This window comes from Actinopolymorpha alba DSM 45243 (assembly GCF_000373925.1).
GTDB lineage: Bacteria > Actinomycetota > Actinomycetes > Propionibacteriales > Actinopolymorphaceae > Actinopolymorpha > Actinopolymorpha alba.
Genome location: NZ_KB892801.1, coordinates 153,154 through 166,535 on the forward strand (window position 1 = coordinate 153,154; position 13,382 = coordinate 166,535).

Genomic DNA, 13,382 nt, shown 5'->3' on the forward strand with positions numbered 1-13,382 from the left:
CGATGACGCAGACGCAGGAGCGGACCCGGGCCTCCGGAGCCCCCAACCCGCCGGCCCTCGGCCCGTTGGAGCTGGCCCGCTGGGCCTGGCGGCAGCTCACCTCGATGCGCACCGCGCTGCTGTTGTTGTTTTTGCTGGCGCTCGCGTCAGTGCCGGGCTCGATCATCCCGCAGCGGCAGGTCAACCCCGTCGTGGTCGCCGACTTCATCCGGGCCAACCCGGAATTGTCCAAGTGGTACGACCGGTTCGGGCTCTTCGACGTCTTCAGTACGCCGTGGTTCGCCGCGATCTACCTCCTCCTGCTGGTTTCTCTGCTGGGCTGCATCCTGCCCCGCGCCGCACAGCACTGGCAGGTCATGCGCGCCCGCCCACCCGCCGCCCCGCGTCACCTCAACCGGATGCCAGGTCACCGTTCCTGGACGACGGACGCGTCGCCGGCGGAGGCGCTCGCGGCAGCCAAGGAACAGCTGATGGCACGCAGGTACCGCGTCGTCGTCGACCAGCCCACGGACGAGTCCGCGGGCGGCTCCGCGTCTGGATCCTCGGGCGGGGCGTCGGTCGCGGCTGAGCGCGGCTACCTCCGCGAGATCGGCAACCTGCTCTTCCACGTCGCCATCGTCGTGGTCCTGGTCGGGGTCGCGATCGGTAGCCTGTTCGGCTTCCGGGGCACCGCGCTGGTCGTTGTCGGCAACGGCTTCGCCAACACGATCACGCAGTACGACGGCTACCAGAGCGGTGCGTTGTTCACAGACAAGCAACTGCCGCCGTTCGCGCTCACGGTGAAGAAGTTCATGGTGAAGTTCGAAACGCAGGGGGAGGCGCGCGGCTCGGCGCGGGAGTTCGGCGCGACGCTCGACGTCACCGCCGAGCCGGGAGCGCCCGTGCGCGAGTACGACCTCCGTGTCAACCATCCCTTGCAGGTGGACGGCGCGGAGGTGCACCTGATCGGGCATGGCTACGCGCCGCGTTTCACGGTGCGGGACGGTAACGGCGAGGTCGCGTTCTCCGGGCCGGTGCCCTTCCTGCCGCAGGACGCGATGTTCTCCTCGACCGGCGTGGTGAAGGTCCCCGATGCCCGGCCGAAGCAGTTGGGGTTCCAGGGCTTCTTCCTGCCGACGGCGATCATCGACCAGCGCAGGGGACCGACGTCGGCGTTTCCGGACGCGGTGCGACCGGCGGTGTTCCTGACCGGATACCAGGGTGACCTCGGGCTCGACAACGGCGCGCCACAGTCGGTCTACCGGCTCGACCAGACTCGCCTGACGCAGTTCCGCGCCAGTGACGGGCAGCCGTGGCGGCTGCAGCTGACCCCCGGACAGTCCGCCCGGCTGCCTGACGGCGCCGGCAGCATCACCTTCGACGGGTACACCCGCTGGGTCAACCTCCAGATCAGCCGGAATCCCGGCGCGCCGATCGCGTTGGTGGGTGCTGTCTGCGCGCTCGGGGGATTGCTACTATCCCTCGTAGTACGTCGCCGCCGGATCTGGGTGCGGGTCACCGAGGCTGACGGGCGTACCGTGGTCGCGATCGCCGGGCTGGACAAGAGTGATCCGGCACTGGCGCCGCGCGTGGTCGGGCAGGCCGAAAGGTCCGCCCGCGAGGCGGGTGCCGAACGCGACGCGACCACGCGCACCGGTGAGACCGATCTCACCGCCGAGATCGACCGGATCACCGCGGACCTTCCCGGGTCCGCGGCGACTGTCGGGGAGGAGCACCTGTGAGCACGATGCTCGCGAGTCTGTCGGACAACTTCGTCCATGCCGCGACTGTCGTGGTCGCACTCGGGATGCTGGCGCACGCCGGCGAGTGGGCGTTCACTCGCGAACGCCGTAGCGCCGCGCGGTCCGCGGCGCGGCTCGCCAGCACCACACGCCAGACCAGCGATGCGGCCACTGCGTCAGCCGCCGCGGGTGGATCCGCTGCCGCTGACAGCGCAGGGGTCGCCGTCCTCACCCCCACCGCGGAGGTCGCGGGCGGTGAGGGGGCAGGCGAGCGCGGTGAGAGTGACCGCTCTGACCGGGCGGCGATGTTCGGCCGGATCGGGGTGGCCCTCACTCTCCTGGCCACCGTCCTTCTCGGCGCGGGAGTCGTAACCCGCGGCATTGCGGCCGACCGGGTGCCGTGGAGCAACCTCTACGAGTTCGCCATCACCGGCAGCTTCATGGTGTCGGTCGCCTACCTCGTGACGCTTCGAAGGCTCCGGCTCGACTTCCTCGGGCTGCCGATCACCGGGTTCCTGCTTGTCATTCTCGGCATCGCGACCACCGTCCTCTACACCCCGGTCTCCGGCCTGATCCCCGCGCTCCAGTCGTACTGGCTGGTCATCCACGTGTCGGCGGCCGTCATCGCCACCAGCGTCTTCACGCTCGGCGCTATCGCGAGCCTGCTCCAGATCCTGAAGGCGCGAGAGGAACGCCGCCTGATCGCGACCGGTGCCTCGCCCGCTGGCAGTTACCTCGCCCGGCTTCCGTCCGCGGAGGCGATCGACCGGATCGCCTACCGGCTGAACGCCTTCGCGTTCCCGGTCTGGACCTTCGCGCTCATCGCGGGTGCCATCTGGGCGGCGGCGGCCTGGGGTCGCTACTGGGGCTGGGACCCCAAGGAAACCTGGATGTTCATCACCTGGGTCTGCTACGCGGCCTACCTCCACGCGCGGTCGACGGCCGGGTGGCGTAGCAAGGTCTCGGGGATCGCGTTGGTGGCGTACGGCGCGCTGCTCTTCAACCTGGTCGGCGTCAACTTCTTCATCTCCGGGCTCCACTCCTACGCCTGAGCACGCCTGATCCGGTCCGCCGGGTCCCTTAGCTGACGCCCCAAATGACCACGTATACGTGATCATTTGGGGCCTCACAGTGTCCGATCTGTTCAAGGCGGTGCCCGCTGGGTCCTGCCAGGCTGGACCCATGGTTGATATCACCGGGGCCACGCACTTCCTTTCGCTGCACGGGCGGCTCCTCGACCGCCGCCGCCTCGGTTTCGTCCTGGGGCACGCTGACGCAGATGCCGTCGTGGCCGCACTGGCCGCCTACCGCAATGCCGATGGTGGGTTCGCGGGCGTACTCGAACCCGACCTGCGCACCCTGAGCAGCCAGCCGGTCGGCGCCACGCACGCGTTCGACGTCCTCGCGGAAGTCGGGACACCGGGCGGATCCTTCGCCCGCGAGACGCTCGACTGGCTGGAGTCCGTCTCCTGTCCTGATGGCGGTCTGCCGTTTGTCCTTCCCACCGCCGACGACGCACCTCACGCGCCGTGGTGGACCCCGGCACCGCAGCCGGTTTCGTCGCTCCACATGACCGCGGAGGTGGCCGCCGCCGCGTACCGCCTGGCGGAGTTCGCCCCTGACCTGCGCGAGCATGACTGGCTTCGCCGCGCGACGGACTTCTGCTGGCAGCAGCTGGTCGGCTACAAGCCGCCGCACCCGGTGGAGTTGCGCTTCGTCGTGGAGTTCCTCGATGCGGTGCCCGATCACGCCCGCGCGACTGACGCGCTCGACGCCCTGCGCCCGCACCTCCCGACCAACGGCATCCTCCCTGTCGAGATCGGCGCGGAGGGCGAGCAGCTCACCACCATGGACCTCTCACCCTGGCCAGCCAGCCGGTCGCGCAAAATGTTCGAACCGGCCGCGGTCGAGCGGGACCTGGCCACCCTCGAGACGGGCCAGCGCGACGACGGTGGGTGGACCTTCGACTGGGCGTCGATGTCGCCGGCGGTCGACTTCGAGACCCGTGGCCTGATGACCGTGCGGGCGCTACGCGTGCTCCACGCGAACGCCCGCCTCACCGGCACGGCGCCCTGACCAAGGACTGGATGACCCGCGGTATCAACTGGTATCGCGCGGTATCATCGGCGCCGTGGCTATGACACTTCGGCTCAGCCCTGAGGAAACAGAGGCATTGCGCGCTGTCGCGGAGCGCGAGCACCGCTCCATGCAGGAGGTCGCCCGCACCGCGATCGCTGAGTACGTCAACCGGCGCACGGTCCGCCGCGACGAGGCTCTTCGTCGCATCGTCGCCGAAGACGGCCCATTGCTTGACCGATTGGGCAAAGCGTGACGGAGTTCCTCACTCTGGATGATCTGGTCGCAGCCGCGGAAGCGGCGCTCGGCTCGCCCGAGGTCCGCGACTGGGGCCTCCTGGAAGCCGCGGTCGCCCGACCTCGGGCCAGCGTTCTCGGCGAGGACGCCTACCTCTCACTGCACGCGAAGGCAGCGGCTCTGTTGCATTCGGTGGTCGGCAATCACGCCCTGGTCGACGGCAACAAGCGACTCGGCTGGGTGGCCGTTCGCCTCTTCTACGTGATGAACGGCAGTGACCTGCGAGCCGACCACGACGAGGCGTTCGACCTGGTGATGGCCGTTGCGGCCGGCGAACTCGCCGACGTCGACAAGATCGCCGAGATCCTGGGGCGCTGGGTGGCGTGAGGCCGGTCAGGCCGATTCAGCGAGCGCTGAACGCGGGGTAGAACGGCAGCGGCTCGATGATGTCCCAGCGCCGGCGCGCCGCGGTCCGGATCTGCTCGGCCACGCCGGCAAGGGGCGCAAGCTCGGGTTGACGGCGGGCCGCGTCGGTGAGTTCGTCCATCCGCTGCAGGGCAAGCTGGCGCCGGGAGCCGAGGTGGAAGTCGTACGCCTGGAAGTACTTTCGTTCGGCACCCTCGGCGTCGAGGGCGTAACCGAGATGCCCCAGCCCGGACTGCAGGGCCCAGTACGCCTGGCAGGCGTTGAGAGCAGCCGCGAACTCCGCGGGCGGCACCTCCCTGCCGGCGGCGGCGAGACGGTGGCGGTACCTCTCGACGAGCAGATCGGAGAGTCCGGCGGGCAGCCGGCGGACACACCAGCACGTCGGCATCATCGTGCGGAGGTACGCGAGGTCGAGGAGCGCGTGCCCCACGCCACCGAACTCCAGGTCGAACAACCGCACCGTGCCGTCGGCGTACACGCGGTTGTTGTCAGGGCAGCAGTCGTTGGCCCGGTAGGCAGTCCAGGATCCGGGCTGGTGGACGAGTGACTCGATCCACCGGAGCGCGCCGACGGCCGCCGGGTCGATGGTGACGCCGCCATCCAGTTGGGCGAGCCCTTCGGGTAGCCGGGTCGCCAGCTCACCGGGGGCCAACGCGAATTGAGGCGGCACCGGGCCAAGGCTCTGCCGTACCCGGTCGTACGCCGGGGCCTGCTCGAACGTCGCGAGATGGATCGCGGCGAACGCGTCGACATACCCACCCAGCGCCGCCGTCGCCCGCTCGGGCGTGTCCGCGAGCAGGACGTTGGCCAGGCTGGGGCCGGCGCCGAGGTCCTCCATGAGGACGAACCCCAGCTCGGCGTCGCCGCCGTAGAACGCCGGCACGACCGCGGGCGGCTCGGGTAGGGAGGAGAGGAACTCCAGGCCGGCCCATTCGTTCCAGAGCCGGGTCGCCGGGCTCCAGGGTTCTGCGTCTGTCGGGTCGAAGGCGCCGGTCGTGTCGTTACGGTGCGCGAGCTTGACGATCGCGGCGTCCACGGGTGCGCCGGCGAGCCGGATCCGCGCGACGAACGCATGGCCCTCGTGGTTGAGGACCTCATGCGCGGTCACGCTGACCGGCGTACCGAACCGTTGGCTCAGGTGGGCGCCCGCGCGTACGCAGACCTCGTCAGGCAGCGGGGGTACGTCGGTGTCCGCGTGGAGATCGACCATCTGGCGATGGTAGGGAACGCGGCGACTGGTCAGGAACCAGAAGACTGGTCAGGAACCGGATGAATTGGAGCCAGAACTGTCGTCGTCGCTGCGGCCGAGCTCGCGTTCGCGGCGCTCGAGGTCGGCCTGCCACTTGCGGAGCCGGTCGTCCTCGGCCTTCTGGCGCTGCTCCTTCAGTCGAGCGAGGAACTCCGGATCGTCGTCGGGTGCCACCGGCCGGACTTCACGCGGTGGCACCGGACGGGAACCGCGGTAGGCGTCCGTAACCGGCCGGCCGGCGGCGAGCCAGGCGATGGGTCCGAAGATCGGGACGAGCAGGAGGAGGACGGCCCACGCCCAGCGGGGCATGGTGCGCACCTGTGCGCTGGAGCTTTGAGCCAGGTCGACCAGGCAGTAGACGAGCAGGACTATGGCGACCAGGACGGGCAAAACCCGGAGCACCCGAACCCCTCCTCGGCGGCGTAGCTACGACGAACCTTCGGGTCGAGCGTAGCCGCCATCGGTGGGGCCGGGCGTCCGGATCAGCGAGGGAGAGGGGAGAGGGGGAGCGAAGGCTCAGCGGTGGCGGCGCCACCGGAGGCGGAGGCGGTGGCCGCCGCGGAGCTGGCCGCGAGAACCATCGAGGTCAGCCGTGGCCGAACCCTGCGACGGTGTGGGAATGCGAGGCGAGGCGGCCAGGGACGACTGGCCAAGGTGTGGGAGCTGTCGGAGTGTGGCGAACTCCGGCGAACCGATGTACATCGGCGGGGGTTTACCTCTCAATCGATGAGCAACTAGCGTGAACTCCTACGATTCTAAGGTAAGGTCCGCGAAACGCCTAATGTTTTAGGGAGTCAAAGCATCGTGGGTGCAGGACCTCATATGGACGAGCTCGACCACCGTCTGGTCGACGCTCTGCGCGACAATGCCCGCGCGTCGTACGCCGAGCTGGGACGCCTGGTCGGGCTGTCGGGACCGAGCGTCCAGGAGCGGGTCCGCCGGCTGGAGGAACGCGGCGTGGTCACCGGCTACCAGGCGCTGGTCCGCCCGAGCGCACTGGGCCTTGAGGTCACCTCGCTCATCGGACTCCTGCTCTCCGACGGCGCCGACCAGGCCGCGGTGGTCGAGCGCCTGTCCGGGGTCGCGGAGATCGAGGACTGCTGGTACATCGCGGGCGACGAGTCGTTCGTCGTGAAGGTCCGCGTCCGCAACGTGGACGCGCTGGAGGACCTCCTCGGCCGGCTGCTGCGGATCGACGGGATCAGCCGGACCCGGACGACACTCGTTCTTTCCACCAAGTGGGAGGGTCGGCTTCCACCGAGCGTGTCTGACACCGAGATGTAGCGTCTGGAGCCATGGCCGAGACGACCTCCCTCGTGACCCTGGACGACGTGACCGCTGCCGCCGCCCGGATCGAGGGTCGCGTCGCTCGTACGCCGTTGGTGCCGACAGCCTGGAGCGATCCGGCGCGGCCCCTGTGGCTCAAGCCCGAGAACCTCCAGCTCATCGGGGCGTTCAAGATCCGGGGCGCGCTCAACGCGGTCGGCGCCATGGACGAACGCACCCGTTCGCGGGGCATCGTCACGCACTCCTCCGGCAACCACGCCCAGGCATTGGCCATGGCGGCCCGGGCGTACTCCGTCAAGGCGCACGTGGTCATGCCGGACACCAGCCCCGCCGTCAAAGTGGCGGCGACCCGGGCGCTGGACGCCGAGGTGATCCTGGTGCCGCCGGCCGAGCGGGCGACCCGGGTCGAGGAGCTGGTGGCCGAACACGGGTACGCGTTCGTCCCGCCGTTCGACCATCCAGACGTGATCGCCGGGCAGGGCACGATCGGGCTGGAGATCCTGGCGGACCTTCCGGAGACCGCTACCGTGCTGGTGCCGGTCGGGGGAGGTGGGTTGCTGTCGGGCATCGCCACCGCCGTGAAGGGTCTGCGTCCAGACGTGCGGGTCTTCGGCTGCGAACCGGAGCTCGCCGGTGAGACGGCCGAGAGCCTGCGGGTCGGCGAGCGCCGGGTCTGGCCGGTCGAACGCACGTACCGCACCATCGCAGACTCGGTCCGTGTCGGTCTGGGCGAGCTGACCTGGCAGCACATCAGGGCCCGGGTCGACGGCGTCCTCACCGTCTCCGAGGACGCCATCCGGGAAGCGGTACGCGTGCTGGCGACCAGGTCGCGGCTCGTCGCGGAGCCCGGCGGGGCGGTCGCGGCGGCGGCGTACCTCACGCGATGCGCCGAACTGCCGGAGGGGCCGGTGGTCGTGGTGGTGTCGGGTGGGAACGTCGAGCCGGCCCTCCTCGCGTCGTTGCTGGCCGGCTGACGTACGCTGCGAGGGTCGTGCGTACCTTCCTCGTTTACACACTGCTCCGACTCGTCATCTTCGCGGCGTGCTTCGGAGTACTTTTCGTCCTCTTTGGCAGCCAGGCGTCCGGCTGGCTGATCGCGCTGCCCGCCCTCCTCTTCACCTCGGGCCTGTCCTGGTTGCTCCTGCGCCGCCAGGGTGCCGAGGCGGGACGAGCGTTCTCCAGCGGCGTGCACGCCGCGCGCGGCCGGCTCGACGCGGCCACCCGCAAGGAAGACGTCGACTGACGTAGCGGGTGATCCTTCTGGCGGGAGTTACCCTGCAGCCATGTCTGGTTCTGAGTCTCCGCGTAGGTCGAGGCGGCCGATCCCCGACCGGGCCTGGGTGGCGGAGGCGATCCGGAGGGTCGAGGCGGACGCCAACCGCAGCGCCGACACGCACCTGCACGTCTTCCCGCTTCCGGAGGAGTGGGGCATCGAGCTGTACCTCAAGGACGAGTCCGTCCATCCCACCGGCAGCCTGAAGCACCGGCTGGCCCGGTCGCTGTTCCTGTACGCCCTCGCCAGTGGCTGGATCGGGGAGGGCACCATGATCATCGAGGCGTCCAGCGGGTCGACCGCGGTGAGCGAGGCGTACTTCGCCCGGCTGCTCGGCCTGCCGTTCGTCGCGGTCATGCCGGCCTGCACGAGCCCGGAGAAGATCGCGCTCATCGAGTTCTACGGCGGCCGATGTCATCTCGTCGACGACCCGTGCGGCATCTACGCGGAGTCGCGTCGGCTGGCCGAGGAGACCGGCGGCCACTTCATGGACCAGTTCACCTACGCCGAGCGGGCCACCGACTGGCGGGGCAACAACAACATCGCCGAGAGCATCTTCGAGCAGCTGTCGGCCGAACGCCATCCGGTGCCGCGCTGGATCGTGGTGGGCGCGGGTACGGGCGGGACGAGCGCGACCATCGGACGATACGTGCGCTACCGCCGGCACGAGACCCAGCTGTGCGTCGTCGACCCGGACGGTTCGGCGTTCTACGGCGGCTGGTGTGACGACGACCCGGACCGCACCGCGTCCGGATCGCGGATCGAGGGGATCGGCCGGCCGCGGGTCGAGCCGTCGTTCGTACCCACCGTGGTCGACCGGATGATGCGGGTGCCCGACGCGGCCTCGCTCGCGGCGATGAGGTTCCTCATGGTGGCGACCGGTCGGCGTACCGGCGGCTCGACGGGCACCAACCTGTGGGGTGCGCTGGCCCTGGTCGCGGAGTTGCGGGCGGCGGGTGAGCAGGGCAGCGTGGTCACCCTGATCTGCGACAGCGGCGACAGGTACGCCCACACCTACTACGACGACGGGTGGGTCGCCGCGCAGGGACTCGACCTCATGAGGTACGCGAAGACGCTGGAGGAGTTCGCCGCGACCGGCGAATGGCTCGCCCCCTGAGCGGGTAGCTGTCGATTATGAGCGACCAATCCCGCCGCGATCCGCAGGGCACGAACCGGTGGACCAAGGAAGGCGCCACGCCTGGCGAGGACCCACGCGAGATCGATACCGAGCAGATCAATCCCGAGTACGTCCGCCGCCTCCAGGAACGTCGCCAGGTCACTCACGCGGAGGAGGAGACGCCGGGCGAGATGGGCACGACCGCGACGGTGTACGACCCGACCGAGCGCGACTGACCCGCCGCGCCGCGAGGCCGTGCGGCCCGCCGGCTGGCCTGCTGCGCTGTCTGTGGCCCGGTCAGGCCAGCGCGAGCCCGACGGTGAGAAGGAAGGCGAAGGCGAGTTCGGCGACACCGGTGTCTCGCAGGACGGCGATCAGCGGGCGTCCCGTGATCCCGCTGAGCAGTTGCCGGACGGGCCGGACCGCCAGCGGCAGCGACAGCAGGGCGAGGAGTGCCCAGGGCGTCGTCGTGAGCGCGAGCAGGATGACCAGGGCATAGGCGACGACCTGGAGCGCGACGTACAACGTGCGGGTTCGCGGATCGCCCAGCACCACCGCGAGGGTGCGCTTCCCGCTCTCCTGGTCGGTCGGGATGTCGCGCAGGTTGTTGGCGACCAGGATGGCGCAGGTCAGGGCGCCGATCGCGATCGCGCCGGCGACGGCTGGCCAGGTCACGCGGAGGACCTGCACGTACGTCGTACCGATGACCGCGACCAGCCCGAAGAAGACGAAGACGCTGACCTCGCCCAGGGCGCGGTAGCCATACGGGCGTGAGCCGCCGGTGTAGAACCACGCGGCCGCGATCGCGGCGACGCCGACGAGGACGAGCCACCAGGCGGTGGCGAGGGCGAGGATCAGGCCGCAGATCGCGGCGACCCCGAAACTCGCGAACGCCGCAGCCTTCACCGACGCGGGGGTCGCCGCGCCGGATCCGACCAGGCGGAGCGGTCCGACCCGGTGGTCGTCGGTGCCGCGGATGCCGTCGGAGTAGTCGTTGGCGTAGTTGGAGCCGACCTGGAGTGCGATCGCGACGACGAGTGCGAGCGCGGCCTTCCAGGCGACGAAGGAGTCAGCGGCGGCTGCCGCTCCCGTGCCGACGAGCACGGGGGAGATCGACGCCGGCCAGGTGCGGAGACGAGCGCCTTCCAGCCACTGCGCGGGGGTTGCCACGATCACGGAGTCTTTCAAGCGGTACGGCGGTGCTGGAGGGCGGGTCTGGATGACGCCCTCGGCGGGACGGATACCCGCCCTGACTGCATAAACGTTCCGAATATAGTAACTTCATGCATTTGCGGGAGATCGCGACGGCTTCAGAGCTTCAGCACTGCTGCGCCAACGACGGGCTGGTCATGTGGGCGGCCCAGGGGTTCGCGCCTGGTGTGCGGGCATGGCGACGAGGTGACGCCGTGGCCGTTGCGTCGCCGTACCTCTCCTGCCGCGACCGGCTCGCGGTGCACGGTCCCGCTGACCAGGTGGCCGCGCTCGTCAACGAGGTGTTGGGCCTGGTGGGGCCGACGTACCGTCTGGTCGGCGATGCCACGCTGATCGAAGCGCTCCCGGGACGGGTCGCGGGCCTGGAGGTGATGGGTGCGTTCGGCTGGATGGAGACCGACCGGCCGGTGGACCGGAACTCGGTGGTGGACCGGAACTCGGTGGTGGACGGGAACTCGGTGGTGGACGGGAACTCGGTGGTGGACCGGAACTCGGTGGTGGACGGGAACTCGGTGGTGGACGGGAACTCGGTGGTGGGCGGCGCGCGCTGGTTGGAGCCCGGCTGGTCTGCGGTGATCGCCGAACTGCTGTACGAGGCATACCCGGCGTCGTACGCCCGGCCCGGGCTCGTGGGCGTTCACCGTTGGGCGGGGAGCATCGACTCCGGCGGAGCGCTCGCCGCCGTCGCGGCCGACGCCTGGTCCGCTCCGGAGGTCGGGTTCGTCGCGGGGGTCGCGGCCCGGGTGCGATCGAGGGGGCGAGGCCATGCCGCCGCGGCGTTCCGGCTGGCGGTCGACACGCTCGTCGCCAAGCACGGACGGGTGGCGCTGATGGTCAACGGCGCAAACGAGGCCGCCGTCGGTCTCTACCGCGGGTGCGGACTTTCGTGGCGGACGGTCGCGGCGGCGGGTGTGCGGACCTGCGTCGCAGCCTGATGGCCACCGTGTTGTTGGCGGTCGGGTGGTTGTTGGTGGCGCGGTGCTTGTCGGCCGGCGGTGCTTGTCCGCGGGCGGTGCTTGTCGGCGGGGCGTGGCACGCTCTGGCCGGTGATCATCGCGCCCTTCGACCCAGCCCTACGTGAGCGCTACCTCCAGCACCTCGGGTTTCGGGTGCCGCCCGGACCGCCGTCCCCCGATGCGCTGCGGGTCCTGCACCATGCGCAGCTCAACCACGTGCCGTACGAAAACCTCGAGATCCAGCTCGGGCGGCCGACGTCCATCGACCCGCACGAGTCGGTGCGCCGGATCGTCACCGGGCGCGGTGGCTACTGCTACCACCTGAACGGCGCGTTCGCGGGGCTGCTGGTGAGCCTCGGCTACGACGTCGCGCTGGTGCGCGGTGCGGCTCCGTCGGCGGGGGACGGCAGTGCGTGGGGCAACCACCTCGTCCTGCTCGTGTGGTTCCCAGGCGAGACGTGGCTTGCCGATGTGGGGATGGGGGACGGGTTTCGTGATCCCGTGCCGCTGGTCGACGGAGTGCTGGATCAGCCGCCGTTCCGTTACCACCTCGAGCACCTTGACGGACCCCGCTGGAGGTTCCATCACGATGAGCGGGCCTCCTTTGCCGGGTTCGACCTCGACGTGACGCCGGTGTCTCTGACGGCGTTCGCTCCCGTCCACGAACGACTCTCGACGTCAGCAGACTCGCCGTTCGTCCAGAAGCTTGTGGTCCAGCTGCGGCGTGCCGACCACGCGCTGACCCTGCGGGGTTGCGTCCTGACCTGCGTCGACGCGACCGGCCGGTCGAGCCGGGACGTCCGCAAGGAGGATGAGTGGTTCGGCCTCCTGTACGACGAGTTCCGCCTGCGGCTCGACGATGTGCCGCGCGACACGCTCGCAGCGTTGTGGGATCGAGTGTCGGCGTCTCACGACGCGTGGGACCGCGCTGGGCGCCCCTGACCCCGGGGCGCGCGCAAGGCGAGGTTGACGGTCGCGAAGATGTTTATCCACAAGGAATTCTGGTCTCGGCGAGGTGATCGTTTCCTCGTCATACTGGCACACATGTTCGATCACGGGGATGTTGATGTGTCGGCGTTGGCTGAGGCCGCGCCGGGTCCTGAGCTTGCCGCCACGCTGGCGGCGATCGATTTGAACGCTGTGAACGGCTATGCGCGGGTCGTGGTGATGCGGGCGTGGCAGCGTCAGGTGTCGTGGGCGTCGTGCCGCATGTATGAGGCGATGTCCTACGTGGCGCGGTCACCGATGGGCGGCGAGGACGCACCGCCAGAACTCCTTGATACCTGCAGCGAGTTCGCTTCGGTTGAGATCGGGGCGGCGTTGACGTTGGCGCCCGGTTCGGCCGATCGTGAGCTGTGTTTGGCGCTTGACCTCGCCACACGCCTCCCAGGGACGCGTGCCGCTCTGGAGGCGGGTCGGATTGATGTGAACAAGGCGCGGGAGATCGCCTCCGAACCAGCTTCCTGTCCGATGAGCTTGCCCGCCAGGCCGAGGAATGGATCCTGTCCAAAGCACCAGAGCTGACCAGGCAGCAGATCGAACGCCGCCTGAAAGCCAAGGTGATCAAACTCGACCCGGAGGGTGCGGAAGAACGCCGGAAGGCAGCCAAACGCGAACGCCGCATCAAGTTCAGCGCCGGTGTGAACGGGACCGCCAGCATCTTCGGCCACGACCTCCCGCTAGAGAGAGTCGTCCAAGCGAAGGCGTTCATCAAGGAGATGAGTGAGCATCTCAAGGCCGGTGGGGATGACCGCTGGCTCGACGAAATCGAAGTCGACGTCTTCCTCGACCTGCTATGTGGTCGGCATCTGGACACCAATGGCATGGC

General features: G+C 69.5%; 16 protein-coding genes and 1 pseudogene. 14 read left to right on the forward strand and 3 right to left on the reverse strand.

Going from position 1 to position 13,382, the window contains the following annotated elements; translation table 11 throughout:
- Positions 1-2: 2 nt before the first annotated feature.
- The 5 genes from resB to B141_RS0133285 all read left to right on the forward strand — a co-directional run bounded on the left by resB (position 3) and on the right by B141_RS0133285 (position 4,421).
- Positions 3-1,721, forward strand: a complete 1,719-nt coding sequence (resB, locus tag B141_RS0133265) for a cytochrome c biogenesis protein ResB (RefSeq protein ID WP_040423023.1) — start codon at positions 3-5, stop codon at positions 1,719-1,721.
- A gap of 5 nt (positions 1,722-1,726) precedes the next feature.
- On the forward strand, positions 1,727-2,773 hold the full coding sequence (gene ccsB / locus B141_RS0133270) for a c-type cytochrome biogenesis protein CcsB (protein WP_040423068.1): 1,047 nt from the start codon (positions 1,727-1,729) through the stop codon (positions 2,771-2,773).
- 130 nt (positions 2,774-2,903) lie between these two features.
- Positions 2,904-3,797 (forward strand): hypothetical protein, encoded by an 894-nt coding sequence (locus B141_RS0133275; RefSeq protein ID WP_026257797.1) that lies wholly within the window; start codon positions 2,904-2,906, stop codon positions 3,795-3,797.
- Positions 3,798-3,852: 55 nt separating this feature from the next.
- Positions 3,853-4,053, forward strand: coding sequence for a ribbon-helix-helix protein, CopG family (locus tag B141_RS0133280; RefSeq protein WP_026257798.1), 201 nt, complete (start codon positions 3,853-3,855; stop codon positions 4,051-4,053).
- Positions 4,050-4,421 (forward strand): type II toxin-antitoxin system death-on-curing family toxin, encoded by a 372-nt coding sequence (locus tag B141_RS0133285; RefSeq protein WP_020579518.1) that lies wholly within the window; start codon positions 4,050-4,052, stop codon positions 4,419-4,421. Before B141_RS0133280 ends, B141_RS0133285 begins: the two co-directional genes overlap by 4 nt.
- A gap of 16 nt (positions 4,422-4,437) precedes the next feature.
- Here B141_RS0133285 and B141_RS0133290 read toward each other — a convergent pair whose 3' ends face one another.
- Together B141_RS0133290 and B141_RS44150 are read right to left on the reverse strand one after the other, a co-directional pair.
- A complete protein-coding gene (locus tag B141_RS0133290; RefSeq protein ID WP_020579519.1) occupies positions 4,438-5,670 on the reverse strand; it encodes an aminoglycoside phosphotransferase family protein in 1,233 nt (410 codons plus the stop codon).
- A 48-nt stretch (positions 5,671-5,718) separates the two neighbouring features.
- Entirely contained in the window at positions 5,719-6,111 is a 393-nt protein-coding gene (locus B141_RS44150) for a PLD nuclease N-terminal domain-containing protein (protein WP_020579520.1), read from the reverse strand.
- Between the two features lie 420 nt (positions 6,112-6,531).
- On the opposite strand from B141_RS44150, the gene B141_RS0133305 reads away from it, so the two are divergent.
- The 5 genes from B141_RS0133305 to B141_RS0133325 are packed head-to-tail and all read left to right on the forward strand — an operon-like array spanning position 6,532 to position 9,622.
- Positions 6,532-6,993 carry an Lrp/AsnC family transcriptional regulator gene (locus B141_RS0133305; RefSeq protein ID WP_020579522.1) on the forward strand — a complete coding sequence of 154 codons (462 nt, stop codon included), beginning with the start codon at positions 6,532-6,534 and terminating at the stop codon, positions 6,991-6,993.
- Positions 6,994-7,004: 11 nt separating this feature from the next.
- On the forward strand, positions 7,005-7,970 hold the full coding sequence (locus B141_RS0133310) for a threonine ammonia-lyase (RefSeq protein WP_020579523.1): 966 nt from the start codon (positions 7,005-7,007) through the stop codon (positions 7,968-7,970).
- A gap of 17 nt (positions 7,971-7,987) precedes the next feature.
- On the forward strand, positions 7,988-8,239 hold the full coding sequence (locus tag B141_RS0133315) for a DUF4229 domain-containing protein (RefSeq protein WP_020579524.1): 252 nt from the start codon (positions 7,988-7,990) through the stop codon (positions 8,237-8,239).
- 40 nt (positions 8,240-8,279) lie between these two features.
- Complete coding sequence (cds1, locus tag B141_RS0133320; protein ID WP_026257801.1) at positions 8,280-9,386, forward strand: L-cysteine desulfhydrase Cds1; 1,107 nt, start codon at positions 8,280-8,282, stop codon at positions 9,384-9,386.
- A 17-nt stretch (positions 9,387-9,403) separates the two neighbouring features.
- Entirely contained in the window at positions 9,404-9,622 is a 219-nt protein-coding gene (locus tag B141_RS0133325) for a hypothetical protein (protein WP_020579526.1), read from the forward strand.
- Positions 9,623-9,683: 61 nt separating this feature from the next.
- Here the strand turns inward: B141_RS0133325 and B141_RS0133330 are convergent, their stop codons facing one another.
- On the reverse strand, positions 9,684-10,556 hold the full coding sequence (locus B141_RS0133330) for a 1,4-dihydroxy-2-naphthoate polyprenyltransferase (RefSeq protein WP_026257802.1): 873 nt from the start codon (positions 10,554-10,556) through the stop codon (positions 9,684-9,686).
- 113 nt (positions 10,557-10,669) lie between these two features.
- Here B141_RS0133330 and B141_RS49935 point away from each other — a divergent pair, with 113 nt between their 5' ends.
- From B141_RS49935 to B141_RS52445, 4 genes and pseudogenes are all read left to right on the forward strand, one after another.
- Positions 10,670-11,533: a GNAT family N-acetyltransferase gene (locus B141_RS49935; protein WP_020579528.1), complete on the forward strand. Its 864-nt coding sequence runs from the start codon at positions 10,670-10,672 to the stop codon at positions 11,531-11,533.
- Positions 11,534-11,644: 111 nt separating this feature from the next.
- A complete protein-coding gene (locus B141_RS0133340; RefSeq protein WP_020579529.1) occupies positions 11,645-12,496 on the forward strand; it encodes an arylamine N-acetyltransferase family protein in 852 nt (283 codons plus the stop codon).
- A gap of 102 nt (positions 12,497-12,598) precedes the next feature.
- Entirely contained in the window at positions 12,599-13,078 is a 480-nt protein-coding gene (locus B141_RS52440; RefSeq protein WP_020579530.1) for a DUF222 domain-containing protein, read from the forward strand.
- Positions 13,079-13,113: 35 nt separating this feature from the next.
- Positions 13,114-13,382: pseudogene (locus B141_RS52445) on the forward strand (HNH endonuclease); the annotation flags it as partial.

Bases quoted from the DNA above. Each gene is read 5' to 3' on its own strand.
- B141_RS0133310 (WP_020579523.1), top strand. From the start codon at position 7,005: ATGGCCGAGACGACCTCCCTCGTGACCCTGGACGACGTGACCGCTGCC.
- B141_RS0133290 (WP_020579519.1), bottom strand. From the start codon at position 5,670: ATGGTCGATCTCCACGCGGACACCGACGTACCCCCGCTGCCTGACGAG.
- B141_RS0133275 (WP_026257797.1), top strand. From the start codon at position 2,904: ATGGTTGATATCACCGGGGCCACGCACTTCCTTTCGCTGCACGGGCGG.
- B141_RS0133305 (WP_020579522.1), top strand. From the start codon at position 6,532: ATGGACGAGCTCGACCACCGTCTGGTCGACGCTCTGCGCGACAATGCC.
- ccsB (WP_040423068.1), top strand. From the start codon at position 1,727: ATGCTCGCGAGTCTGTCGGACAACTTCGTCCATGCCGCGACTGTCGTG.
- resB (WP_040423023.1), top strand. From the start codon at position 3: ATGACGCAGACGCAGGAGCGGACCCGGGCCTCCGGAGCCCCCAACCCG.
- B141_RS52440 (WP_020579530.1), top strand. From the start codon at position 12,599: ATGTTCGATCACGGGGATGTTGATGTGTCGGCGTTGGCTGAGGCCGCG.
- cds1 (WP_026257801.1), top strand. From the start codon at position 8,280: ATGTCTGGTTCTGAGTCTCCGCGTAGGTCGAGGCGGCCGATCCCCGAC.
- B141_RS49935 (WP_020579528.1), top strand. From the start codon at position 10,670: ATGCATTTGCGGGAGATCGCGACGGCTTCAGAGCTTCAGCACTGCTGC.
- B141_RS0133325 (WP_020579526.1), top strand. From the start codon at position 9,404: ATGAGCGACCAATCCCGCCGCGATCCGCAGGGCACGAACCGGTGGACC.